This window comes from Pontibacter sp. GD13, assembly GCF_058216355.1.
In genome coordinates, this window is record NZ_JBYZMQ010000007.1 from 181,967 (window position 1) to 205,182 (window position 23,216).

Here is a 23,216-nt window from a genome sequence, read left to right on the forward strand (position 1 = left end):
TTTATACTTTCTGGTTATCTGTGGCGATGTAGGCCGCCCCGATCAAAGCGATCAGGAGCAGCAGCGAGGCTACCTCGAAAGGCACCACAACATCGGTCATTAGCTTGATGCCTATACTTTGCACCGTGCTCTTCTGCAGGCCCAGCACATCCGTATCCGCTGTTTGCAGCCAGGGCAGGGCGTTGATCCTGGCTTTCAGGATGGTGTAACTCAACCCGATCAGAACCAGCCCAGCGACCAGCGCGCCCCACACGGTGTTGGTGTTCTCGGATAGCACCGACTGGTTGTGCACGCGGCTGCTCAGCATGATGCCAAACAGGATGAGCACCAACACACCCCCCACGTAAACCATCAGCTGCGTTACGGCAATAAAGTCAGCATACAGCAGCACGTAAATGCCCGCAACGCTTAAAAGCGTGACCAACAGCGAAAAACCAGCATACAGCAGGCTGCGCGTAAGCACCATGTAAGCACCGGAAAGTACAGCCAGCGCGGCAAAAATGTAGAATAGCATTTTCTATGATCTTTTAAAGATTATCAGTTTTTTCCAGTCGCCCGTAACGCACGAAGCCTCCATACATTACCCTAGCCCTGCTTCCTGGCAGCCAGCGCGGCAGCTTTCGCAGCGGCCATTTCTTCCTGCTGTTTTGCCAGTTGCAGTTTCTTTTCGGCTGCCTCTTCCGGGGTCAGGTCCGTAAAATGGTAGATCATGTTCTTGATGTCCACTTCAGGGAAATCATACACCGGTGTCATGGTCAGGCAATCGGTGGGGCAAACCGTGGTGCACAGGCCGCAGTAGCAGCACTTGGCCATGTCGATGTCAAACACCGGGGCATACAGGCGTTTTTTGGTGCCGTCAGATGTCATGCCGATCTCCTCGGTGGCTTTAACCGACTCGATCGTGATGCAGTTTACCGGGCATATTTTGGCGCATAGGTCGCAGACAATGCAGTCGTCTATCTCGTTGTGCAGGCGGTAACGCCCGTTATCAGGTACCGGAATCGCCTCGTAGGGGTATTGCAGCGTCACCAATCCCGTGGGTTGCTTAAAGTAGTTGTCGTCGGTTACATACTCCGGTGTACGGCGTTTCCCGGCTCGCTTAAAATGCTGCAAGGTCAGGCGCATGCCGCTTAACAGCGACGCGGCCACCTCCCGGAATCCGTTTTTATGTTTGATTGCAGTTCTTTCCATTTTAAGTGGTTTTCTACCATCATGCTCTACCGCAAGATTTCATCGTGCGGTTTTACATAAGGCAAGTTTTCAACTTGTGAAAGTATACTTTATGGTTCATGCAAGCTGAAAACTTGCTGCCATATATAACCGAAAGCCAGGCTTTCGCTAAACTTGCGGTATGGCTTAACTTTTAACTCTCATCATATCATCAACAACCGCCAGATGCCGGCCAGCAGCACCACACCCAGGGCAACCGGTGTCAGCACTTTCCAGCAGAGGTGCATCAGTTGATCCACGCGCAGGCGCGGGTAGGTCCAGCGCAGCCAGAGCTGCACAAACAACAGCACAAAGGTTTTAGTCATCAGCCAGAAAATACCCCACAGCAAACCAGATACTTCTCCTACGGTGCCTGAGGTCCAGTAAGCCAGGCTTACCGGGCCAATGTTCGGGAAAGGCGTGTTCCAGCTACCCAGGAACAGCACCACAGCCACCAGACTCACCAGCACCATCATGCTGTACTCAGCCAGAAACAGAATGGCGAACCGGAAGCCCGAGTATTCCACATGAAAACCGGCCACCAGCTCCGACTCCGCCTCCGGAATATCAAAGGGTGCCCGATTGCTCTCGGCCAGCGAAGCGATGAAGTAGATGATAAAAGCGACCAGCAGCATAGGCGCCCGGAAAATATTCCAGGTCGTGATGCCACCGATGGTGGTGGTGTTGATGCCCAGGTCCCGCAGGCCGAACAGCCAGTTCATATCGTATTCCATGCCCGGAAACTGGTTCATGAGCACACCCTGCTGGTAACTGATTTCCTGAAAGTCAAGTGACTGGCAGACCATCACAGCAGAAAGCACGGCCAGGCCTGCCGGAATCTCATACGACACGATCTGGGCCACCGAGCGCATGGCGCCCAGCATGGCGAACTTGTTATTCGATCCCCAACCCGCCATCAGCAAGCCTACCACATCCAGCGACACGACGGCCAGCAGGTAGAACACCCCGATGCCGATGCCGGAAGGTACGACGCCGGGGGCAAACGGAATTACGGCGAAACCCGCGAACACAGCGGCAAAGATGAGGATGGGGGCCAGCTTAAACAGGTTTTTATCGGCTGCGGCAGGCACGATATCTTCTTTCTGCAGCAGTTTCAGCACGTCCAAGGCAGGTTGAAGCATGCCGTAAGGCCCTGCTTCTGTGGGCCCTAGCCTATCCTGCATAAAAGCCGCCACTTTGCGTTCGGCATACGCCAGCAAAATTACGACCAGCAGCAGGGCAAAAAGGGTTATCAGAAACGCAAGCATACTTTACCGGGTTAATAGAAGCCAAAGTTAGTGCTTAATTCGGAAACTGGAAGCGTAGCAGAACCTGTCAGCGCTTTACTCCCAAAGGGGGTAATGCTCCAGGTGCACCTGCCGTTTGAAAAAGATGCGGGTGCTCTCCTCAAAAGAACGGGTAAAGTCAGACACGTAAAACGTGTGGTCGCCAGTTAACGTTTCGGCAGCCAGGTCGTTTTGCTCGAGGTACTCCTTCACGTGCCGGGCCACGATCTGGCTGGCGTCCAGCACATCCACCTCTCCCTTGTAAAAGCCCTCGATCTGTTTTTTGATAAGCGGGTAATGCGTGCAGCCAAGTATAAGCGCCTCAATTCCGGCCAGGTCCGGGTCAGAGAGGTAGGTATGGATCACACTCTCGGAGATGGAATCGTTAAAGAAGCCCTCCTCTATCATGGCGGCCAGCAGTGGCGTGGCATGCGATTTCAGGGCTATATCAAGATCGAGTTCGTCCACCTTTTTGCGGTACACATTGGAGTTTACGGTTTGCTTGGTCCCGATCAGGCCGATGTTTTTAGAGGGGTAGGCTCTGCCGATGTGGCGCACGATCGGGTCGATCACGTTCAGCACTTTTGCCTTACTGCCCACATACTCCCGCACCAGGTCGTAGGCCGCAGCAGAGGCCGAGTTGCACGCGATCAGGATCACCTTGCAATGCTGCTTGATCAGCAGGTCGCATATTTTAACGGAGTAGGCCTGAATGGCCGCCGTTGATTTATCGCCATATGGCAGGTGTGCCGTGTCGCCGAAGTATACAATGCGCTCCTGGGGCAATTCGCCCGTGATTGCCTTGGCCACTGTAAGTCCGCCAATGCCGCTATCAAATATACCAATCGGACTGTTTCTTTTTGTTGCCGCCATAAGAAGCGAATTTATGTAAAAAGGAAATAAGAATAACGTTACCCTCAAAAATACGCTCGTTTACTATAATTTCAGAAAGCAACGGAATGAAAGCAGGCAGAACAGAGTTATAATAAAGAGGCAAAAATCACCACAACCTTTTTAAATTATTATTTTTATTAAATAATTTGTTGTTAAATAAATATCTCATAATTTAGTACGCACAGACGCACAACTGGCTATCAGCTTAAAAGCCAGCAACCTACAGGTACCTCTTGCTCATATTGAAGACGATCATAAAAAAAACCTTTTAATTAAGCTCCCTTATGCAGTCCGCCCTTACCACATCGAATCCGAAAGTACAGCGGTCATGCTTGTATGGTAGCTTAGCTACACGCCTTGTGGCTTTTCTGGTGGACACCTCTTTGATCGTGTTCTGGTACACGATCATTCTGTATTCCGTTTCGAACGAACCACAGCAGCTATATACCTGGAAACAACTGTTTCATGACAGTGCCATCACCTCAGTTGAGTTCTGGCTTATTATCAAGATGCTTTTTTTCAATGCTTATCTGCCTGTCCTGCACTGGCTATACTATACGTTGCTGGAGTCTTCGCCAAAGCAGGCCACCATTGGCAAGTTCACGCTTGGCTTGCGCGTAACCGATTTGCGCGGCAAGCGCATCAGCTTTGCACAGGCCAATTTGCGCTATTTTTCTAAACTGATATCCGCTCTGCCCCTGCTGCTTGGCTTCCTGCTTATCCTGTCTACCAGGCGCAAACAAATGCTGCACGATTACATCGCGCGCACGGTAGTTGTTACTGATTAATGAACACGGATTGAGTTTACCAGGCAATGCTTTTTGCCGAGACAATACGAGTCACCTACTGCTTAACTTACACACTTCCCCTGCTATCCGGCCTAAGTAATATCGGCAGGCCCCGATGCTGGCTTTCTGTGGCTACCTAGTAGGCTGATTTCCAACATCCTTTCACTTTTTGAGGCGTTTGAGCTACACCCCGACAAGCCTTTTGCCTGCAGGTTTCGTTGATTCCAGGCAATACAGCAGTTTTACCGCAAGCGCTATTTCCTGCAGGGTTTCAGCCGAACTTCGGGCAGCAAGTATAGAAAACAGTCTCCTATGTGCTATTCTTTACTGTTACAAGGCTTCTACTAGCGCATGCTGTATTTTTTTTGGCTGGGGCTCTGGAGATTAAATGTTAAATTTGCACCATGAATTACCTATCAGCAGAAAATATATCAAAGAGCTTTAGCGAACGCTGGCTTTTTAAAAACCTTAATTTCGGCATCAGCCAGGGGCAGCGCATCGTTTTGGTTGGCGTTAACGGCTCCGGCAAAACCACCCTCCTGAATGTACTTTCTGGCAAGTTACCCCCCGACCAGGGCAGCGTGAGCGTACGAAAAGAGATTAGCATTGGCTACCTCGGCCAGAACCCCGAACTGGATGAGGAGCAGACCGTGCAGCAGAACATCTTCTCGATGCAGAACGAGACACTGGACGTGATCAGCCAGTATGAGCTCGCCATTGAGAGCCCCGACACAAGCAGTGAAACCATGCAACACCTGATGGAGCGCATGGATGAATTGCAGGCCTGGGACTTTGAGGTGAAAGTAAAGCAGATCCTTTCCAAACTGGGCATCCACAACCTCGACGCCTACATCAAGCACCTATCGGGGGGGCAGCGCAAACGCGTTGCCATGGCCAAAGTGCTGATCGAGGAGCCGGACATGCTGATTCTGGATGAGCCTACCAACCACCTGGACCTGGATACCATTGAGTGGCTGGAAGGCCTGTTGAGTACGCAGAATACCACCTTACTCATGGTTACCCACGACCGCTACTTTCTGGATAAGGTAGCCAACGAGATTGCTGAGCTCGACAACGGCGAGATTTATAGCTACAAAGGCAATTACACTTATTTTCTGGAGAAAAAGGCCGAGCGCGAGTTAAGCGCCGTAGCCGAAACAGAAAAGGCCCGCAACCTGATGCGTAAGGAACTGGAGTGGATCAGGCGCATGCCAAAAGCACGCGGCACAAAAGCCAAGTACCGGGTAGATGCCTTTGAGGAACTAAAGGAGAAGGCAGCCAAGAAAAGCACCGGCCCCCAGCTTGAACTTTCGGTGAAAGCAACCCGCCAGGGCGGGAAAATTATGGAAGTAGAGCATATCTCCAAATCCTTTGGCGAGAAGAAGATCATCCAGGATTTCTCGTACGTGTTTAAGAAAAAAGACCGCATTGGCATCGTAGGGCCAAATGGTGCGGGCAAATCCACATTCCTGAACATGCTTACCGGCAAGCTGGCACCCGATGCCGGCATGATCGACCCAGGCCAGACCACCGTTTTCGGGTATTACACCCAGGATGAGCTCACTTACAAAGACGACCAGCGGGTGATTGACATTGTTAAGGAGATAGCCGAGGTAGTGGAGATGGCAAACGGCGAGGTGATCACGGCCAGCCAGTTCCTGCAGCATTTCCAGTTTGCTCCTCCCCAGCAATACACCTTTGTGAGCAAGCTAAGCGGCGGCGAGAAAAGACGCCTGCAACTGTTGCGCGTGCTCATCAAGAACCCGAACTTCCTCATCCTCGATGAACCCACCAACGACCTGGACATCATTACGCTCAACATCCTGGAAGATTTCCTGCTGAATTTCGGAGGCTGCCTGCTCATTGTGAGCCATGACCGATATTTTATGGACAGGCTGGTGGAACACTTATTCGTGTTTGAAAGCGAAGGGCAAATCCGCAATTTCCCGGGCAATTACACCGATTACCGGGAATGGCAGAAAGAGCAGGAGAAACTCGAGAAACTGGAACAGGAAGCCAAACCAGCCGCTGCCCCGCCTCCCGTTGCAGCCACTGCCCAGGAGAGTGACACGAAACGCAAAGCCACTTTCGCCGAGAAAAAAGAATACGAGAGTCTGGAGAAGGAAATAGAGGCCCTGGAAACACGCAAGAACCAGGTAATTGAAATTATGAACAGCGGCACCACCACCGATCATGCCGATCTAAAGGCCCTGGCTTCGGAACTGAAAAGTATAGACACCCAGTTGGAGGAAAAGGAATTCCGGTGGCTGGAACTGGCCGATCTGATATAAGCACTGGCCCAGCATCGTATCAGTAAAAGGTTGAGGCAATTTACTTTTCCAGCCCTTTTACTGATACGATATTTTTTTGGTTCACGGCCCCTACACGCACAATCTCCCGCTTAAAATCTCTCTGGTTATTCAGTGTTTTATAAAAGCTGTCCAGGTATTTTACAGCCTGCTTTCTGCTTTTACTATCCAGAAGTTCATTTCCGGTGTACACCTGATAAATAGCCGCTCTTTGTAAGTTAAACAGTGCAATAACATCGTTATACACCTGGCTAGTGAACGTGTAGCCCCTGAACAAGCGCTGCCGCACCCTGGAAATGCCCAGCTCAGGTGGCGGCACGGCATAGGGCGCTTCCACCATGCCACAGTAATCGAAATCAAAAGGCACAGGTACCAAAAGCGAATCGGCTAAAAGGACATCAATGTTGTGCCGGTAAGGCACCGACCAGTCTGTGTTACCGATCATGTACTGAAACATGGCCAATTTTGCCATGGCTGCAGGGTCTGTCTGGTCCATCCGTATGATCAGTTCCTCTGCCATTAGCTTGCCCCCGCTCCTGACCGCCATCTCCTCGTCGTCCTCTATCAGGAAAGCATACCGGGTAAAGGGCGGCTTTTTATCCTGCTGGTTATCATAGCTTACCCTGCAAAGCCTTACCCGGTAACTTTTGTCTGAGATCAGGTTGTATAATTTGTACACCAGATATTCGCGCAGCACGTACTCATCCCCGATACAATGGGTAACCAGCTTCAACTTATCAACCTTTCCGAAGACGGTGCCCTGCACTGTACTTCGCTTAAAGTTAAGCAGCAAGGGAGGGAAGGCGCACACGGCAGGGTCCCGGCGGCGGTTGCCCCTCACCCGCACCTTCAGCGCCTCGGTTACCACGGTGCCGCTTTCATCCAGGTAAGAAATATAGGCCGGGTGGTAGCTGCTTTCTTTGCCTCTGTCCTTGAGCACCTCCTTTATATCCATGGATAGGTTAAATTCCAGTACATTATCCTGTGTGAAGAGTGGGTTTTCCTGTGCCTGGTGCCGTTGCGGCATCACGCACAGTGCGCTTACATGGAAAAAGAAAAACAGGAAAAAGTGTCTCATATCTGCTGCGGCAGCGCCTTGTTATTTTACTGTTTACTGCTGCCTTGCAGCAAAAACGGTTAATTACCCACCAGCCTCTGTTTCGGCCCCAGGAAAAGCTCTTTGATCGGGTGCCCCTGCAGGAGGGTGGTGTCCAGGGACAATGTTACCCGCAGGGAATCCTTTTGCAGTGCTACGCCAGCCGAGTCCGCTTGAAACGTAACCACCGTTGTATCCAGCCTGGGGAGAAGTACGTTCGGGTCCATTTTAAACCGTAGCAAAGCAGCCACGGTAGGGGCAATATCCACTAAAGTATAGCGGGTGTCTATTACGTTGTTCTTTTTAAAATCCGGCCCTAAAGCAAGTAAACTAATGTGCTCGCAGCCTTCACACTGGTCGCCATGTTCCTTCCAGCCTCCGTCAATGCCGTCTAAATGGCGGCCATGGTCGTTGGTGACAAGCAGAGTGGTTTTGTTCTTGTAATGCGGGTCTTGTTGCAGAAAATCCCACAGCTCTTTCACATACTTATCCGAACGCGCTATTCCTCTCAGGTAAAACTCCCAGTTACCAGCATGTGCAAAGCCGTCGGGCTCCATAAAATTGATCAGCACCAGGTTCGGCCGGTAGGTTTTAAAGATCTCCTTGGCCTTGAGGGTCGTCAGTGAGTCTGCCCTGTAGCCTGTGTTTGGGCCGTTTACACCGCAATCTGTAGATGGCTGGTAGGCATTATGCCACGCAGGAGCCAGTGCATTGGCCAGGATATACAATTTATCTTTACTGGTGATCACCCAGGCAGACGTAGCCGGACTACCCGAAGTTTTAAGCCAATACTGAAAGATGGATGGGTTCAGGGGAAACTCTTCCCCATAGTTATCAATGGGCTGGTTTACGCCGGTAGTAATGGCAGCATGGCCCGAGTTTGTATACGTGAATCCATCGTTGTAAAAATGCCCCAGGTAGTTCCCTTCCTGCTTCATCTCACCGGACATGCTGGGGATAAGCCCCGGCGTGTTGCCCCAGGTTTCAGAATACCTTGGCCCGTCTATCACGATGATTACCACATTTTGTGTCTCGATTGCCTCCCTCTTGCTACCTGGCGCCGTGCAGGAATAGCACCAGGCCGCCACCAGAAACAGTATACCTTGCTGCAACAATCGGGCAGGCACGTTGCAGTTTAGGTTTTTGAGCAGAAGTGACTGAGATCGCATGGCACACCACTTAAACACAGATTTATAATACCTGCTATACGAAAAAAACGGCGCCTAAGCTGCTAAAAACAGGCAACAACTAACTCATTAACAATACATTATAGTTAGACTTCTTAAAAAGGAACATATGGCAAGCACAAGGAAACCGGTTACGGGTGGAATAATAATTTTACAGAAAATGAATTAATCTTTTGAAAACGGTGTATTAGTTTCTATACTTGCAACACCTATAAGTACATGTACCAACATTCAGCCATAGCAACCACACCTTCGCTGCCAACATCCGTTGGCGGGTTGCTGCTGTCTACTACTTATTCCTATTGCCTCCGCGTGTATAGCTATTGCAGCTATTATTATCGCTATCAGCGCTACTGCTAGGCAATCACCACCATCAATTTAGTCCAGGAAGTACCGGAGAGTCTTCCAACCTGAGGTGAACCTGTCCTGGCAGTGGCTCAAGCCGCTGCTTTTCTGTTTTTAATCAATATCTAATTTTATACTTTAAAACTATACCCATGCGCCTTACCCAAGAATACAACAACTACACCGACGAAAACCATACTGTTTGGGCCATCTTATTCGAGCGCCAGATGCAGAACCTGCCCGGGAAAGCCGTTCCCGAGTTCTTTGAGGGCCTGAAACTGGTCAATTTTAAACCTGACAGAATTCCAGACTTCGATGAGGTAAACAAGCGCCTGAAACCCTTAACCGGCTTTGAGGTGGTACCGGCACCCGGCATTGTAGATGATGCGCTCTTTTTTGAGTTGATCGCCAATAAAAAGTTTCCGGCTACCGTGTGGATCAGAAAAATGGAGCAACTCGACTACCTGGAGGAGCCGGATATGTTCCATGATGTTTTCGGGCACGTTCCCCTCCTGACCATACCGGTTTACTGCGACTTTCTAGCGCAACTTTCGGCCATGGCCCTGGAGCATATCGACCGGCCCGACATCATTGACCGCCTGACACGCATCTACTGGTACACCATTGAGTTCGGCTTGTTTAAAGGGCCTGGAAAAGAGCCCCGCATTTACGGTGCAGGTATACTTTCGTCGGTGGGGGAAAGCAAGCTCTCAGTAGCTGATGAGAGCGTGAAGCATGACTTTGATGTCGACCACATTCTGGAAACAGGTTATGTAAAAGAAACTTTTCAGAGCCAATACTTCAGCATCAGTAGTTTTGAAGAGCTACTGGATAGCCTGCCACGCATTAAAGCCTCTTTAGAGGTGCTTCGGAAAACGTTAACCGAAGTATAAACTGTAAAGTACAAGGCCCGGCAATATGTCCGGGCCTTGTACTTTACAGTTTATATCAGGTTTAGGATGTCAGTTCATGACTGATCTGGAAGCCCAGTTTCCGCGGCTTGATCAGGTGGGTATTTTCCAGTTTCTGTTTCAGCGTGATCCGCTCGATGTCGCTCACATCCTGCCCCATCAGGTCGTTGTTAACGGCGGCAACCATCGCGCTTTCCACAATAATCCTTAAATTCTTATCTGTTATCACGTTCTTTGCGATATTGGAAATCTCCTCCTGAGGCAGATCCAGCTGTTTGACGCCCTCAATACAGAAGTGACTCTCAATATTGACCAGCATACGTCCCACCAGGTAGCCGGGGTCATCCAGCCTGTTGTACTTGATGGTGTCTGCCATAAAGTTATAGGCCATGATGTGCCCGAAGAACCGGCGTCTGAAATCCTCATCAATGTAATCACTCCGCATGATCTCATAATCGTCCGGGAACGTGACAATGTTAGAGTGCATTACGAAAACAAGCAAGTCTCCGGAAAACTTGATCTGAAACTCGTGTTCGCTTACGTTTCGATATTCTATAATTACATTGGCATCCTGGGTGGTGATCCTTTCTGTCAGCTCATCGATCAATACCTGCGAGATTTCCTTCATCCGGTCAAAGGTCCGTTTGGTATTGCGGTAAATCTCCTGCTTTGTCACAGACTTTTGATGCAGTCCGTTAATAATATCGCTTAATCTATCTTCCATAGTTTTGGGTTGGTGGTTTGCCAGATGTAGTTTTACCGAATAAATCAATACTTTGTTCTGTAACGGCACGCTGCCCTTCCCTGTAAACACGGGCACGAACAGAAAGAATCCATACAGGCAGAGGCTGCACAGAATTTCCTTCTATGCGCCCCTCACAGCGAATCGAGGGGATAGGTTGGTGGTGGCGTTAAATCCTGCTTTTGCTGTTGCGCAAGTGTAAAAGCCACCTGCCGCACCCCCGGTTTTGAGCCGGCATGCTGCAATAGCATTTCCTGGGCCTGCGGCAAGTTAAAAACATCGGATATTTTGTTGACTGCACCTGCGGGCACATGCAGGCCATGCAACAGCTGCAGCAGCGGCTGCCTGTCGTGCCGGGCAACCAGTTTTGCAAGGAATTCCTGTGCTTCCGTTCGGTTTCTGACCCTGGCTTGATTTGTGGCATAGGCTGTTTTGGTTCCTAGTTCAGAAGCCCCCAAAGCCTTGCAGAGCTTGCGAAACTGCCTGTCGTCGCCAACAGCCAGCACCAGTTGCTTGTTATCCCGGGTGGTAAAAACGGTGCCGTAAGGCACAATGTTGGGGTGCTCAGAACCCATCCGCTGTGGTTCCTGGCCTGCCACCAGGTAGTTGGTGGCCTGGTTTGCCAGCGCCGCTATGCCAGCAGCCAGTATCGACACTTGCACCAATTGCCCTGTTCCGGTGTGTGCTCTTTGCAGTAGGGCTACCAACAAACCTTCTTTGAGCTGGTGCGCCGTGAGTACATCCATCAAGGCCACGGGCATTTTTGTGGCCGCGCCTTCAGGGGCTCCGTTCAGGTACATAAAACCGCTTTCGGCCTGCACCACGGCATCGTAGCCGGCACGCGGGTCCTGCGGTCCGTAGCCGGTAATGTGGCCATAGATCAGCCGTTCATTCAGCCGGCGCAGGCTCTCAAAATCCACTTGCAGCTTTTCAGCGTCCCCGGGTTTATAACTGGCGATCACGATGTCAGCATGCTTCACCAAGCCATAGAACTGCTGCAGGTCCTGGTCTGATTTCAGGTTGAGGGCCAGGGAGGATTTCCCCCAGTTCGCCGCACAGAAGTATGCGGGGGTGTTAGTGCTTTCTGATTCGGATGCCAGCTTCCAGCTGCGGGTTACATCGCCGTGAGTAAGGGCGTTCTCTACTTTGATCACCTTTGCGCCTAATTCAGCAAAAAACTGCCCCACACTTGGGCCGGCCAGCACACTTGCCAGTTCCAACACCAGCATATCTTTGAATACAGGTTCTTCCATCAGGTAAATTATCCCCTTAAAATTTGCGTCTGTTCCTTGGGCGAACCCTTTACAGGTTTTCTGATTTTCCGTTTGCCGATGCAGCGTTTATTCAAGCTCTGCCAGCACTTCGGGAGAAAGCTCCAGGTTATGGTATACTTTCTGCACATCGTCGTCGTCCTCCAGGGCATCGAGCAGCTTCAGTATTTTTCTCACCGCTTCCGGGTCGTTTACTGTTACGGTTGTTTGGGGCAGCCTTTGTAGCTCCGCGCTTTCCAGTTCCAGGTGTAACTCCTCTATTTTTTTCTGAACAGAGCCAAAGTCCTCCATGGCGCTGTACACGGTAAGGTAGTCCGCATCGAACTCCACTTCCTCTGCCCCGCCGTCGGCTAAGGCCAGCAGCAGCTCGTCCTCGCTTCTGTTCCTTTCCGTATCTCTTTTTATCACAAATACCCCTTTCCTGTCAAACAGGAATTCTACGGATCCGTTGGTGGCCAGGCTGCCATGGCCTTTGTTAAACATCGTGCGCAGGTTTTGCACCGTGCGGTTAATGTTGTCCGTTAGGCATTCAATAAACACGGCAACCCCATTCAAAGCATAACCCTCGTAGGTTACCGCGCTGTAGTCGCCCTCGGCACCCTCTGCTTTCTTAATAGCGCGCTCGATGTTCTCTTTGGGCATGTTGGCGGCTTTGCTCGTCTGGATTGCCAGCCGGAGCCGTGGGTTACTGACAGGGTCTGGGCCGCCAACCCTGGCAGCAACCGTCATTTCTTTGATCAGCTTGGTGAAAATCTTCGAACGCTTGGCATCCAGGGCGCCTTTCTTGCGCTTGATCTGTGACCATTTGTTATGTCCTGCCATACGGTATTAAAGGATCATGATGAGAACAGGTACGCCCTGCCGCATCTATCAAAAGGGCAAATTAATTAAAATTTCCTGTTTCCGCATAAAAGCGCAGCCTGGCTGTGGGGCCAGGCTGCGCTTTTATAAGGTGTTACAATAAGGAAATGTCGTCAACTACATCAGCAGGAAGACGGCGTTTATAATGTTCAATCCTAACAACAGAAAGAAGTTAGGAGATTCCTGTACAACTTTTTTCATAATAAGATATATTAATGATTTTATACTTTTTACAGATAATGCAACATGTTTGTGCAGCTAATTTTTACGCCAAAGCGCATGATTGGTTACACCACAATATAACTTTTTATATATTTTAATCCGATGCAAACAAAACGCCATACCAATCAACAATCCCCTAAACCCCTGCTTAAGCAGCTTAAATATCTGTATTTAGAAATATATACTAAATTGTATATTTTGCACTTTCCCACCTTCTCCATTCGCGGAAAAACATTAGCCAACAGCTTCCTTAATTGGAATATAACTTACTTTGGCAGGCAGCATGCCAAATACTGTTATCGAAATCTTATTTGTTGTATCTTTACCTATTAAATGGAGCTGTGCCTGTATATGTCTCCTCAGAAATAGTGTGTTAACAAATTATAGATACCTTGGATTTTCATTCCTTTAATTTACACGACGACGTACTGACCGGTATTGACTCGATGGGCTACAACAAACCCACCCCTGTTCAGGAGCAAGCCATACCGCTTATTCTGGAGAGCAAAGACATGATTGCCTGCGCGCAAACCGGAACAGGAAAAACGGCTGCTTATCTGCTTCCCCTGATCGACAGGATATCCCATGCCAGCTACGACCACACCAGCACGCTTATACTTGTGCCCACCCGCGAACTGGCCAAGCAGATAGATGAGCAGGTGGAAGGTTTCGGTTATTTCGCCTCCGTAAGCTCCATCGCTATTTATGGCGGCAGCAAAGGCGGCGACTGGGACCAGCAGAAGCGCGCCCTGACCACCGGCGCAGATATCATCATTGCCACCCCGGGCCGCTTAATGGCGCACATGGCCATGGGGTACGTAAACCTGGACAAGCTGAACCACCTGGTACTGGACGAGGCAGACAAGATGCTGGACATGGGCTTTATGGATGACCTGTTAAAGATCATCAGCCAACTGCCAAAACAACGCCAGACCATGCTTTTCTCGGCTACCATGCCCCGGAAGATACGAGACCTGGCGCAGCAGATCCTGCAGAACCCCGCAGAAATAAACCTGGCTATATCCAAACCTGCCGCCGGTATAGACCAGCGCATGTACCTGGCCTACGACAACCAAAAACTGCCTTTGCTGGAGCATTTGCTGCAGGAGCAGGAAGTACAAAGTATGATCGTGTTTACCTCGCGCAAATCGAATGTGAGCCAGATTGTCCGCTCTCTTTGCAAAATGGGCTTTAAGGCAGAGGGGATACAATCGGATATGATGCAGGATGAGCGCGAACGCGCCTTGCAGGGCTTTAAAAACAAGCAATACCAGATTCTGGTTGCAACCGATATTGTATCGAGAGGCATTGACATTGACAGCCTGAGCCATGTGGTGAACTTTGACATGCCACAGGATGCCGAAGACTATGTGCACCGTGTAGGCCGTACGGCGCGTGCCGCCTCAACGGGTGTCGCGATTACTTTTGTGAATGAGAAAGACATGCACCGGGTACAAAAGGTAGAAAGCCTGATTGAGCGCGAGGTGCCCAAACTCGCACTCCCCGATGACTTTGGCCCCGGCCCGGCCTACGACCCTACCAAACGCCACGATGGCAGAGGCGGCGGTGGCCGACACGGTGGCGGAGGCAGCAGGCATGGCGGTGGTTCTAGTGGTGGTAAAAGGCGCGATGATCGGGGCAAGGGTAAAAGCAAGCACCATTCCGGCAGCAGTACCCGTAACGCTGGCGTAAGCGCGCAGCCGCAGGCTAGTGCCCCCGGCGAAGGGAACGACAGGCCGCGCAAGCCGGCGAATCATAACCGAAACAGGAACAGGGGCAAAAATGCGGGACCCAGACCACAGGAAGGCGGCGAGAAACAGCCCGCTTAAGCTCCACTAAAATTAAATTTTCAAACCTATAGTCACCCCACAAGGTGACTATAGGTGTTTTATACGATCACCTGCCCGATGCCGAAAAGCAACACAAACACCAAGGTGGTCAGGGCCATTTGCTTTAAGTAGGGGTCTATTTCTTTGGATGTTTGCCTGCGCCAGACGTTTACCCCGTTGCTGACCACCAACGGAAGTGCCAGCACAAAGAGAAACTGCCACAGGCTTTGGAAATGGATCAGCACATACGCGAAGGCGCTTAAAACCCCTCCGAGCAAGAGCAGCACGTGGTACACCCTTGCCTTTTCAGGCCCCAGCCGAACGGGTATGGAGTGCTTGCCTGCCAGGGCATCCGATCTAATGTCGCGGATGTTGTTCACATTAAGCACCGCTGTGGAGAAGAACCCGCAAACCAGTGCCGGAAGCACAACAAGGACCTGCAGCTCATGGGCCTGCAAAAAATAGGTACCCAAAACTCCAACCAAACCAAAAAACACAAACACGAACACATCTCCCAGGCCGGCATACCCATAGGGCTTGTCGCCGGCGGTGTAATTGATGGCTGCCCAGATAGAAGCCAGGCCTATTGCCAGAAACGCCAGAAAAAGGTAAACACCCTCAGAACCAAAAGCCACCCAGAGCAGCAGCAGCCCCGATACCAGCGAGAGCAGGCTAAACACCAGCATGCCTTTTTTCATGTGCGCCGCCTGGATGTGGCCTGCCTGCACCGCACGCATCGGCCCTTCGCGATGCACGCTGTCCGCACCATGCCTGGAGTCGCCGTAGTCGTTGGCCAGGTTAGACAGGATCTGGAGGAACAGCGTGGTGAGCACGCACAAGGCCACAATGGCTGCGCTAAAAACGCCGTTGGCCGCTGCCATAAAGCCCCCCATCCCGATGCAGGAAAGTGCCAGCGGTAAGGTGCGCGGCCTAAAAGCCGAAATCCAGGCCTGTACAAGACCTGGACTTGAGTTATGGTGTTCTGTGGTGTTCAACGTATCCTTGCGTTTACCTGTAATCTAAGAAGCCCTCTGATTAAGGAGCCTATTTTTGTATCTCCGCCAGAATCTCCTCGTCCATCGGCTTCACTTTGGATGGGAAAAAGGCGACTACCTTACCGTTTTCATTTACCAGGTACTTGCAGAAATTCCAGTTTGGCTCTTCGTGGTTTGGTGCATTTTCAGCGAGCCAGGTATAAAGCGGATGCTTGTCCTGGCCGGCCACGGATATTTTCTCAAACATCTGAAAAGCTACGCCATAGTTTTTCTGGCAGAAAGATGCGATCTCCTCGTTACTGCCTGGCTCCTGGCCGCCAAAGTTATTGGCCGGAAAACCTAAGATCACCACATCATTTCCGTGCTTCTCGTAGAGCTGCTGCAGGTCGGCGTATTGTGGGGTAAAGCCGCATTCAGAGGCTGTGTTAACGAGCAGGACCTTCCTGCCTTTATACTTGTTAAAGTCTACCTTTTTGCCATCTAACGTTTCCATTTTAAACGTATAGAAATCGCTGTTTGCGTTTGGTGTTGTTTCTGTTGCCATTGAATTATCTGATGTGTTATTTGCAGTAGTGCCTGAACAGGCGCCTAATGTTGCTAATACCAGCAAAACGGCCAATTGTTTAAATAAAATTTTCATACAATAGATTTCGTAAACCTAAGTTTCTAGAGGGCAATCTTCACCGCCCACGGTTCCTCATTTCAATCCTTACATCCGCTCCGGAACGTCAATACCCAACAGCGCCATACTTTCGCGAATTAAGCGGGCAACCATGGCTGACAACGATATTCTGAAATTGCGTGCCTGTTCGTCCGTTTCATTGAAAATAGAAACCTCCTGGTAAAACCGGTTATAAATTTTGGCCAGCTCGTAGGCATAGCTCGCAATAACCGAAGGGGCATACAGGTTACCCGCCTCCTTTACCACCGCAGGGTAATTAACCAGGTGTGTAATGACGTCCTGCTCCGTTTCATGCATGGTGGTCACACTCTCAAACGAAGCCGCATCCACCTTTATGCCCATCTCGCTGGCTTTGCGAAGTATAGCTGAGATACGGGCATGCGTGTACTGGATAAACGGCCCGGTGTTCCCCCGGAAATCAATGGATTCCTGCGGATTGAACAACATGCGTTTTTTCGGATCCACTTTCAGCAGGAAGTACTTTAGGGCTCCCATTGCTAAAGTATGGTACAGCTTATTAGCCTCCTCTGGGGTAAAACCCTCTATCTTACCCAACTCCTCTGTTTGCTGCCGGGCAGTGTCAATCATTTCCTGCACCAGCTCATCGGCATCCACCACGGTGCCTTCCCGCGACTTCATTTTGCCTGAGGGCAAGTCGACCATGCCATACGAAAGATGGAAAATACCATCGGCATAGGGTTTGCCAAGTTTCTTGAGGATCGCCTTTAATACCTGCATGTGATAGTTTTGCTCATCTGCAATAACATACACGGAGGTATCGTAGTTAAAATCGTTGTACTTTAGTTCGGCTGTGCCCAGGTCCTGGGTAATGTAAACTGATGTGCCGTCGGCTCGTAAAACCAGCTTCTCGTCCAGCCCTTCTGCGGCCAGGTCTACCCAAACAGAGCCGTCTGCTTTTTTAAAGAACACCCCTTTCTGCAGGCCTTCCTCCACGCTCTCTTTGCCTAACGTATAGGTTTGCGACTCGTAGTAATATTTATCGAAATCTACCCCAATGGTGCGGTATGTCTGCTCGAAGCCGGCGTATACCCAGCTGTTCATCTTTTTCCAGAGCGCAACAACCTGCTCGTCGCCTTGCTCCCACTTCAGCAGCATATCCTGTGCCTCCAGCATGAGCGGGGCCTTCTTCTTGGCCTCCTCTTTGTCCATGCCCTGCGCTACCAGCTCTTCTATCTGCACCTTGTAGGCTTTGTCGAACAGCACGTAGTACTTGCCTACCAGGTGATCGCCTTTCATGTTACTGCTCTCGGGTGTTTCGCCATTGCCAATCTTCTCGTAAGCCAGCATCGATTTACAGATGTGGATACCCCGGTCGTTTACCAGGTTCACCTTCATCACCTCATGGCCATTCGCTTTCAGGATCTCAGAAACTGCGTAGCCCAGGAAGTTGTTGCGCAGGTGCCCCAGGTGCAGTGGCTTGTTGGTGTTCGGCGAGGAGTACTCCACCATCACGTTGCGGCCACTCGGCTCACCCTGCCCAAAAGCCGGGTTCTGTATCAGGTCGCGGAACAGGTGCAGCCACTCTGTATCCTCCACCTCCAGGTTCAGGAAGCCCTTTACCACGTTAAAATCCTTTACCTCTCCGGCATGCGCTTTCAGGTACTCTCCCAGGGCCTGCCCGATCTGCTCGGGGCCTTTGCCCGCTTGCCTGGTAAACGGAAACGTAACGAACGTGAAAGAGCCGGCAAACTCTTTGCGGGTAGGCTGCAGCACAAGCTGCGAAGCATCCACAGAAATTTGAAATATAGCTTGCAGCGCCTGGCTGATATGCTGGCTAATGGCGGTTTGAAGTTGCATTAATGTGTGGCTGTACTTTTAGATTCGCGGTGTAAGATAGCCTCTGTGGCTGTCTCTAAAATATCGAAGGCATTCTCTGCCATGGTGTTCTCTGTATCCAGGGTCGGGTTGATCTCGGTCATCTCGAAACAAACCACGCGGGGGTCCTGCAACAAGTGAAAGTTCAGGTCTTTTGCCTCCTGCACGGTTAAACCGGTTTCTACGGGGGTGCCCGTTCCTTTCGAGAACTTGGAGTCCAGGCTGTCCACGTCGAAAGACACATACACAATGTCGCAGTCTTTAAGACGCTCGAGCGTTTCCCGGGCTATTTGCTCGGCCCCCTTTTGCGTAAACTCGGCATAGGTAAAGTTCTTGATGCCGTTCTTTTTGATAAAGTAATCCTCGGGTTCTTCGGTGTCGCGCACCACAATGTAAACCAAGTGCTCCGGTTTCAGCTTGGCACCCTCGTAACCCAGCTTCTTCAGCGAGTTCCAGAAGAAAACGGCTTCCGGGGCCGGGTCGTTTATCTGGCGGTCCAGGTTATCTACGTTCAGGGCCATGGCCAGCGGCATGCCGTGCACATTGCCCGAAGGTGAAGTATACGGGGAGTGAATATCTGCGTGCGCATCGATCCAGATCACACCCAATGTTTTTTCGGGGTAAGCTTGTTTAATGCCGGCAATGGTGCCGTGGGCGTTGGAATGGTCGCCGGCCAGCACAAGCGGGAACATGCCCATGTTAATGGTCTGCTCTACGGCGTTGGCAATGTTTTTCTGTACCGTCAGGATGCTGTCGATGCGGTGCGCATTCGGGAAAACATCTTTATCGAACAGGGTATAGTTCAGGTCCGGAACGCTAACGGAGTTAAAGCGTTTGAAATAATCAGAGCCCTTATCCCAGCAAGCCACCCGCAATGCGTCAATGCCCATGCTGGCTCCCCTTGTTCCGGCGCCCAGCTCCGATCTTACTTCTATCAGTTTTATTTTTTTCATGTGCCTGCCTTAGAGTTTCTCTAACCACATGAAACTGAACACCTTCTTATTTATCACCTCCTAATAGGTGTGATAACAATAATTTGATGAACGTTTCATATAATCTGAACAAAGTTTTTGCAAAGATGGTAAAATACAATCAATATTGCATGTTTTCTTAACCCAGCACCACAGAATGGATAAATACACTGATCTGATTCACCAAACTTTCGACTTCCCAACGGAAGAATTCACCGTAGAAAATAATGAATTACTGTTTAATGGCATCCCGTTGATGGAGCTCATTAAAAAGTATGGCACTCCGCTTAAATTAACATATTTACCCAAGATCAGTTCGCAAATACAACGGGCAAAAAAACTTTTTAAGGATAGCATCGAAAAGCTGGACTACAAAGGCACTTATACTTACTGTTATTGCACCAAAGCCTCGCATTTCTCCTTTGTGCTGGATGAAGCGCTGAAAAACGACATCCACATCGAAACCTCCTCCGGCTATGACATGCAGATTGTAAGGTCGCTGTATAAAAAGGGGAAGATCAACAAGAATACGTATATCGTTTGCAATGGCTTTAAGCGCCAGCGTTACCGCCAGTGGATCTCAGAGTTAATTAACGAGGGCTTTGTGAACTGCATGCCCATACTGGACCACCTGGGCGAGATTGATTACTACAAGGAACACGTTACCCAAAAAACCAAAGTAGGCATTCGGCTGGCATCTGATGAGGAGCCCAAGTTTGAGTTCTATACCTCGCGCCTCGGCGTTCGGTACAACGATGTGATCGACCTGTATGAGAACCAGATTAAGCACGACGAGCGGTTTGAGCTGAAAATGCTGCATTACTTTATTAACACAGGCATCAAAGACACCTCCTATTACTGGTCGGAGCTTAGCCGTTTTGTGCATAAGTATACCGAGGTGAAGAAGCTTTGCCCGGAGTTGGATACCATTGACATTGGCGGGGGCTTCCCGATCAAAACCTCTATCCAGGCGGACTACGACTACAAGTACATGACCGAGGAGATATTGCGCACCATCAAGCGCATTTGCAAGGAGGAGGGTGTGCCGGAGCCTAACATTTTTACCGAGTTCGGCATTTTTACGGTGGGCGAGAGTGCAGCCAACATTTACTCTATCCTGGACGAGAAGCTGCAAAACGACAAGGAGCTGTGGTACATGATTGATGGCTCTTTTATAACCAACCTGCCCGATGCCTGGGCCATGAACCAGCGCTGGCCCCTGCTGGCCGTAAACCATTGGGACAAGGAGTACCGAAAAATACAACTGGGCGGCATGACCTGCGACAGCCAGGATTACTATAATTCGGAGATGCACTCTTACCAGGTATTCCTGCCGAAGGCCCCCAAAGACGAGCCCTTATACATTGGCTTTTTTAACACCGGCGCTTACCAGGAGCAATTGAGTGGGTACGGCGGAATTAAACACTGCCTGATTCCATCGCCACAGCACATTTTAGTGGACCGTGATGAGGAAGGCAACCTGAAAACGTGGCAATTTGCGCCGGAGCAAACCAGCGAATCGATGATGAAGATACTTGGCTATGCAGTGTAAATTTATTTAGAAAAATTTTTAGTAAATAAATTTTGCTTTTAAAAGAAAAAAGCTATTTTTGATTCGAATCCCCAAAACAAACAGTAATATGAAGAGAGTATTAGCAGTGGGTAGTTTATGCTTAGCGCTTGGCATGGCGTCGTGTAAAACATATTGCCCGGCCTACAACTATGCCAAGGTTGAAAAGAACACAAAAACGAACGTAGCCACGGATGCTACCCCTCACGCTACAAGCAAGGCCCACAGCTAGTATAGCTGACCCCCATTAAAACAGAAAAGCCGGCGCAAGCCGGCTTTTCTGTTTTAATGGGGGTTGTTGGGTGCAAGATTTGTTCTGGGGCTGACGGCGACTGTATGGTGCGTATCCCGCAGGGTATGCACTATACAGAATGTTAGCTGCTGGGTTTAATTCTTTTTAAATACTTCTTTAGTTCTTCTTCCAATTCTTTAATGTCATTTGAGGAATATCCGATTGTACCACCTTTATCAATTTTCCAAGCTTGGTAGTTATAAATTTTTCCGTCAATTTCAATTATCGAAGTGCTTGCTGGACCGAAGCACAAGTCAACCGTATCATTTCTGTCTTGAAGACTTAAACCTGATTTTGTAAACATCTCTGTTTTGGGCAAATCCGAGTTAATTCTGTTTGAGGTCAATAGAATTCCATTTACAGGTATTTCTTTTTTATAAGTCCAAGTGAAATTGTTAACAGGAAGTTCTTCTGAGTCTTTTACATCATATACTGTCACTACAAATTCAAAGTCTCTTTGGTCAGGAATTATGTAAGTCTTGGTTCTTTCTTGCCAGACAACACCAAAAGATATGACAGCTACTAATATGATCTCAATTGCGAATAGTCTCGGATAACTTTTGATTGTCTTTTGACCAAGGTAATCAAGTAGAAGTCCCAAAACGGCAACAGGAATAAGATAAAAAAGTCCAAGAATACCGAACCCCATTGGTCCTGAAAAGAGTGCACCATAAATTGAGCCTATTATTAATAACCCACAAATGATATTTATTGGTGTCGGTTTATAATTCATTGTCTTTTCCTTGCAGCTAACGTACTGGGCCATAAGGCGGCGTAGCTGGCTTATGGGTGTGGTTGTGATACGTTATTCTATTAGTGCAAACTTCTGGTTCTTAGTATCAAGCACTAAGATGTTACCGATGAATAGTTTATTGCCAATCATACCGCCCATTCCAGAAAACTTCATAAGCATGTTCTGCATAAAGCCTGTTCCTTCAATATATGTAACTATTGATAAGGGCAACTCCACGGAGCCAAACTCGATCCGACTGTTGCTTTCTCTATTGTGCACTACTAACTTTTTGCCCCACGAATTGGCTTCATATGTTTCTTCTTTTGATCCTTCTTTTGAAAGCGCCTTCCAAGTGTCTTCATCTGTCAAAAGCTCGAATGCACTGGCACCTGTATCGAAAAGCAATGTTTGTTCTTGGCCATCAATTTTAGATGGCAGTAACACTCTTCGGCTTTCAAATCTGAAATCATAGAACTGAGCAGCATTCGCAAGCTCCTGTGAAATCTCAGATGCTACCGAAATGCTCCCATCTTTATAGTCGATTATCAGAACCTTGTCTTCAATGAAGTCAGCTCCTATGGTGCCGACTATGCGGGCATGAGAACTATCATTCCAGTCTATGGCGCTCCCATAATCTTTTACTTTTATTGTTTTTGCAAAAACGTCGGTAGTTCCAACTTTGAACCTGAACTTCTCTAAAGATGAGTTCTCTCCTTCCTGCTGAATTGTTATTCTTTTGTACTTCTCATTGAGTGATGACAGTGCTTTGCCATAAAAAAGAGAGTAAGGCGCGCCAAGGTCAAACTGCATGTAATATAATCCTGGAATTCCTTCTAGTGTAACAGGTATGAGCATGGCGGAATACTCATCTACTCCGTTTTCAGTAGAATCTTTGAGCCAGATAAAAGGAATTGGAATGTTAGAATTCCCGAGTACAAGTTGATTGGCAGGAGGCTGGAACTTGCTCTTGAAGTAAAAATACCCCCCAATTGCGCTTAGCAGTAAAATTACTATAAGGCTTAGTAGAACCCTTTTAAGTGTTTTCATTTTGTCTTTTGATGTATCACAACGAAATAGGCCATAAGACGGTGAAGCTTGTGATGCTTGATTCAGTGTCTTATGGGTGTTGTTGGCCGGGGTTGTTTTTCCCTTTTTTCTCCCGGTACTGCGTGTAAAAATAAGGGAAA

Annotated in this window: 21 protein-coding genes; 6 read left to right on the top strand and 15 right to left on the bottom strand. The window is 49.3% G+C overall.

The window, feature by feature from the left end; all coding sequences use genetic code 11:
- Position 1 precedes the first annotated feature (1 nt).
- From AC4BAN_RS11755 to murI, 4 genes are all read right to left on the bottom strand, one after another.
- Complete coding sequence (locus AC4BAN_RS11755; RefSeq protein ID WP_490564596.1) at positions 2–514, bottom strand: NADH-quinone oxidoreductase subunit J family protein; 513 nt, start codon at positions 512–514, stop codon at positions 2–4.
- Between the two features lie 71 nt (positions 515–585).
- Positions 586–1,191 (bottom strand): NuoI/complex I 23 kDa subunit family protein, encoded by a 606-nt coding sequence (locus AC4BAN_RS11760; RefSeq protein WP_490564597.1) that lies wholly within the window; start codon positions 1,189–1,191, stop codon positions 586–588.
- A gap of 182 nt (positions 1,192–1,373) precedes the next feature.
- Complete coding sequence (locus AC4BAN_RS11765) at positions 1,374–2,477, bottom strand: complex I subunit 1/NuoH family protein (RefSeq protein WP_490564598.1); 1,104 nt, start codon at positions 2,475–2,477, stop codon at positions 1,374–1,376.
- A 75-nt stretch (positions 2,478–2,552) separates the two neighbouring features.
- Positions 2,553–3,368, bottom strand: coding sequence for a glutamate racemase (gene murI / locus AC4BAN_RS11770; protein WP_490564599.1), 816 nt, complete (start codon positions 3,366–3,368; stop codon positions 2,553–2,555).
- Positions 3,369–3,673: 305 nt separating this feature from the next.
- Here murI and AC4BAN_RS11775 point away from each other — a divergent pair, with 305 nt between their 5' ends.
- Both AC4BAN_RS11775 and AC4BAN_RS11780 read left to right on the top strand, forming a co-directional pair.
- Positions 3,674–4,177 carry an RDD family protein gene (locus AC4BAN_RS11775; RefSeq protein ID WP_490564600.1) on the top strand — a complete coding sequence of 168 codons (504 nt, stop codon included), beginning with the start codon at positions 3,674–3,676 and terminating at the stop codon, positions 4,175–4,177.
- Between the two features lie 404 nt (positions 4,178–4,581).
- On the top strand, positions 4,582–6,468 hold the full coding sequence (locus tag AC4BAN_RS11780) for an ABC-F family ATP-binding cassette domain-containing protein (protein ID WP_490564601.1): 1,887 nt from the start codon (positions 4,582–4,584) through the stop codon (positions 6,466–6,468).
- Between the two features lie 40 nt (positions 6,469–6,508).
- Here the strand turns inward: AC4BAN_RS11780 and AC4BAN_RS11785 are convergent, their stop codons facing one another.
- Positions 6,509–7,564: a hypothetical protein gene (locus tag AC4BAN_RS11785; protein WP_490564602.1), complete on the bottom strand. Its 1,056-nt coding sequence runs from the start codon at positions 7,562–7,564 to the stop codon at positions 6,509–6,511.
- 59 nt (positions 7,565–7,623) lie between these two features.
- Positions 7,624–8,751 (bottom strand): sulfatase-like hydrolase/transferase, encoded by a 1,128-nt coding sequence (locus AC4BAN_RS11790; RefSeq protein WP_490564603.1) that lies wholly within the window; start codon positions 8,749–8,751, stop codon positions 7,624–7,626.
- A 515-nt stretch (positions 8,752–9,266) separates the two neighbouring features.
- Between AC4BAN_RS11790 and AC4BAN_RS11795 the strand changes: the two genes are divergently transcribed.
- Positions 9,267–10,007, top strand: a complete 741-nt coding sequence (locus AC4BAN_RS11795; RefSeq protein WP_490564604.1) for a phenylalanine 4-monooxygenase — start codon at positions 9,267–9,269, stop codon at positions 10,005–10,007.
- 61 nt (positions 10,008–10,068) lie between these two features.
- On the opposite strand, the gene AC4BAN_RS11800 is transcribed toward AC4BAN_RS11795, so the two are convergent.
- From AC4BAN_RS11800 to AC4BAN_RS11810, 3 genes are all read right to left on the bottom strand, one after another.
- On the bottom strand, positions 10,069–10,749 hold the full coding sequence (locus tag AC4BAN_RS11800; protein ID WP_490564605.1) for a hypothetical protein: 681 nt from the start codon (positions 10,747–10,749) through the stop codon (positions 10,069–10,071).
- 152 nt (positions 10,750–10,901) lie between these two features.
- On the bottom strand, positions 10,902–12,020 hold the full coding sequence (locus AC4BAN_RS11805) for a CaiB/BaiF CoA transferase family protein (protein WP_490564606.1): 1,119 nt from the start codon (positions 12,018–12,020) through the stop codon (positions 10,902–10,904).
- 87 nt (positions 12,021–12,107) lie between these two features.
- Positions 12,108–12,860, bottom strand: coding sequence for a YebC/PmpR family DNA-binding transcriptional regulator (locus tag AC4BAN_RS11810; RefSeq protein ID WP_490564607.1), 753 nt, complete (start codon positions 12,858–12,860; stop codon positions 12,108–12,110).
- 653 nt (positions 12,861–13,513) lie between these two features.
- Between AC4BAN_RS11810 and AC4BAN_RS11815 the strand changes: the two genes are divergently transcribed.
- Positions 13,514–14,950: a DEAD/DEAH box helicase gene (locus AC4BAN_RS11815; protein ID WP_490564608.1), complete on the top strand. Its 1,437-nt coding sequence runs from the start codon at positions 13,514–13,516 to the stop codon at positions 14,948–14,950.
- A 59-nt stretch (positions 14,951–15,009) separates the two neighbouring features.
- Here the strand turns inward: AC4BAN_RS11815 and AC4BAN_RS11820 are convergent, their stop codons facing one another.
- From AC4BAN_RS11820 to rocF, 4 genes are all read right to left on the bottom strand, one after another.
- The gene (locus AC4BAN_RS11820) at positions 15,010–15,945 is read right to left on the bottom strand and encodes a 1,4-dihydroxy-2-naphthoate polyprenyltransferase (protein WP_490564609.1); all 936 of its coding nucleotides are present in this window, start codon (positions 15,943–15,945) and stop codon (positions 15,010–15,012) included.
- 49 nt (positions 15,946–15,994) lie between these two features.
- On the bottom strand, positions 15,995–16,489 hold the full coding sequence (locus AC4BAN_RS11825) for a glutathione peroxidase (protein WP_490564610.1): 495 nt from the start codon (positions 16,487–16,489) through the stop codon (positions 15,995–15,997).
- Between the two features lie 165 nt (positions 16,490–16,654).
- Positions 16,655–18,445, bottom strand: a complete 1,791-nt coding sequence (gene argS, locus AC4BAN_RS11830; protein ID WP_490564611.1) for an arginine--tRNA ligase — start codon at positions 18,443–18,445, stop codon at positions 16,655–16,657.
- Positions 18,445–19,416, bottom strand: coding sequence for an arginase (gene rocF, locus AC4BAN_RS11835; protein WP_490564612.1), 972 nt, complete (start codon positions 19,414–19,416; stop codon positions 18,445–18,447). The genes argS and rocF overlap by 1 nt, the downstream gene beginning before the upstream one ends.
- A gap of 175 nt (positions 19,417–19,591) precedes the next feature.
- On the opposite strand from rocF, the gene AC4BAN_RS11840 reads away from it, so the two are divergent.
- Together AC4BAN_RS11840 and AC4BAN_RS11845 are read left to right on the top strand one after the other, a co-directional pair.
- Entirely contained in the window at positions 19,592–20,986 is a 1,395-nt protein-coding gene (locus AC4BAN_RS11840; RefSeq protein ID WP_490564613.1) for a type III PLP-dependent enzyme domain-containing protein, read from the top strand.
- A gap of 88 nt (positions 20,987–21,074) precedes the next feature.
- Positions 21,075–21,236 (top strand): hypothetical protein, encoded by a 162-nt coding sequence (locus AC4BAN_RS11845; protein WP_490564614.1) that lies wholly within the window; start codon positions 21,075–21,077, stop codon positions 21,234–21,236.
- Between the two features lie 142 nt (positions 21,237–21,378).
- On the opposite strand, the gene AC4BAN_RS11850 is transcribed toward AC4BAN_RS11845, so the two are convergent.
- Both AC4BAN_RS11850 and AC4BAN_RS11855 read right to left on the bottom strand, forming a co-directional pair.
- Positions 21,379–22,062 carry a hypothetical protein gene (locus AC4BAN_RS11850; protein WP_490564615.1) on the bottom strand — a complete coding sequence of 228 codons (684 nt, stop codon included), beginning with the start codon at positions 22,060–22,062 and terminating at the stop codon, positions 21,379–21,381.
- A gap of 39 nt (positions 22,063–22,101) precedes the next feature.
- The coding region (locus AC4BAN_RS11855) for a hypothetical protein (protein WP_490564616.1) at positions 22,102–23,216 on the bottom strand (1,115 nt) is incomplete at its 5' end.

What these genes read in the sequence shown, in the direction of transcription:
- AC4BAN_RS11755 (WP_490564596.1), bottom strand. Translation starts at nt 514, where the DNA reads ATGCTATTCTACATTTTTGCCGCGCTGGCTGTACTTTCCGGTGCTTAC.
- AC4BAN_RS11760 (WP_490564597.1), bottom strand. Translation starts at nt 1,191, where the DNA reads ATGGAAAGAACTGCAATCAAACATAAAAACGGATTCCGGGAGGTGGCC.
- AC4BAN_RS11765 (WP_490564598.1), bottom strand. Translation starts at nt 2,477, where the DNA reads ATGCTTGCGTTTCTGATAACCCTTTTTGCCCTGCTGCTGGTCGTAATT.
- murI (WP_490564599.1), bottom strand. Translation starts at nt 3,368, where the DNA reads ATGGCGGCAACAAAAAGAAACAGTCCGATTGGTATATTTGATAGCGGC.
- AC4BAN_RS11775 (WP_490564600.1), top strand. Translation starts at nt 3,674, where the DNA reads ATGCAGTCCGCCCTTACCACATCGAATCCGAAAGTACAGCGGTCATGC.
- AC4BAN_RS11780 (WP_490564601.1), top strand. Translation starts at nt 4,582, where the DNA reads ATGAATTACCTATCAGCAGAAAATATATCAAAGAGCTTTAGCGAACGC.
- AC4BAN_RS11785 (WP_490564602.1), bottom strand. Translation starts at nt 7,564, where the DNA reads ATGAGACACTTTTTCCTGTTTTTCTTTTTCCATGTAAGCGCACTGTGC.
- AC4BAN_RS11790 (WP_490564603.1), bottom strand. Translation starts at nt 8,751, where the DNA reads ATGCGATCTCAGTCACTTCTGCTCAAAAACCTAAACTGCAACGTGCCT.
- AC4BAN_RS11795 (WP_490564604.1), top strand. Translation starts at nt 9,267, where the DNA reads ATGCGCCTTACCCAAGAATACAACAACTACACCGACGAAAACCATACT.
- AC4BAN_RS11800 (WP_490564605.1), bottom strand. Translation starts at nt 10,749, where the DNA reads ATGGAAGATAGATTAAGCGATATTATTAACGGACTGCATCAAAAGTCT.
- AC4BAN_RS11805 (WP_490564606.1), bottom strand. Translation starts at nt 12,020, where the DNA reads ATGGAAGAACCTGTATTCAAAGATATGCTGGTGTTGGAACTGGCAAGT.
- AC4BAN_RS11810 (WP_490564607.1), bottom strand. Translation starts at nt 12,860, where the DNA reads ATGGCAGGACATAACAAATGGTCACAGATCAAGCGCAAGAAAGGCGCC.
- AC4BAN_RS11825 (WP_490564610.1), bottom strand. Translation starts at nt 16,489, where the DNA reads ATGGCAACAGAAACAACACCAAACGCAAACAGCGATTTCTATACGTTT.
- argS (WP_490564611.1), bottom strand. Translation starts at nt 18,445, where the DNA reads ATGCAACTTCAAACCGCCATTAGCCAGCATATCAGCCAGGCGCTGCAA.
- rocF (WP_490564612.1), bottom strand. Translation starts at nt 19,416, where the DNA reads ATGAAAAAAATAAAACTGATAGAAGTAAGATCGGAGCTGGGCGCCGGA.
- AC4BAN_RS11840 (WP_490564613.1), top strand. Translation starts at nt 19,592, where the DNA reads ATGGATAAATACACTGATCTGATTCACCAAACTTTCGACTTCCCAACG.
- AC4BAN_RS11845 (WP_490564614.1), top strand. Translation starts at nt 21,075, where the DNA reads ATGAAGAGAGTATTAGCAGTGGGTAGTTTATGCTTAGCGCTTGGCATG.
- AC4BAN_RS11850 (WP_490564615.1), bottom strand. Translation starts at nt 22,062, where the DNA reads ATGGCCCAGTACGTTAGCTGCAAGGAAAAGACAATGAATTATAAACCG.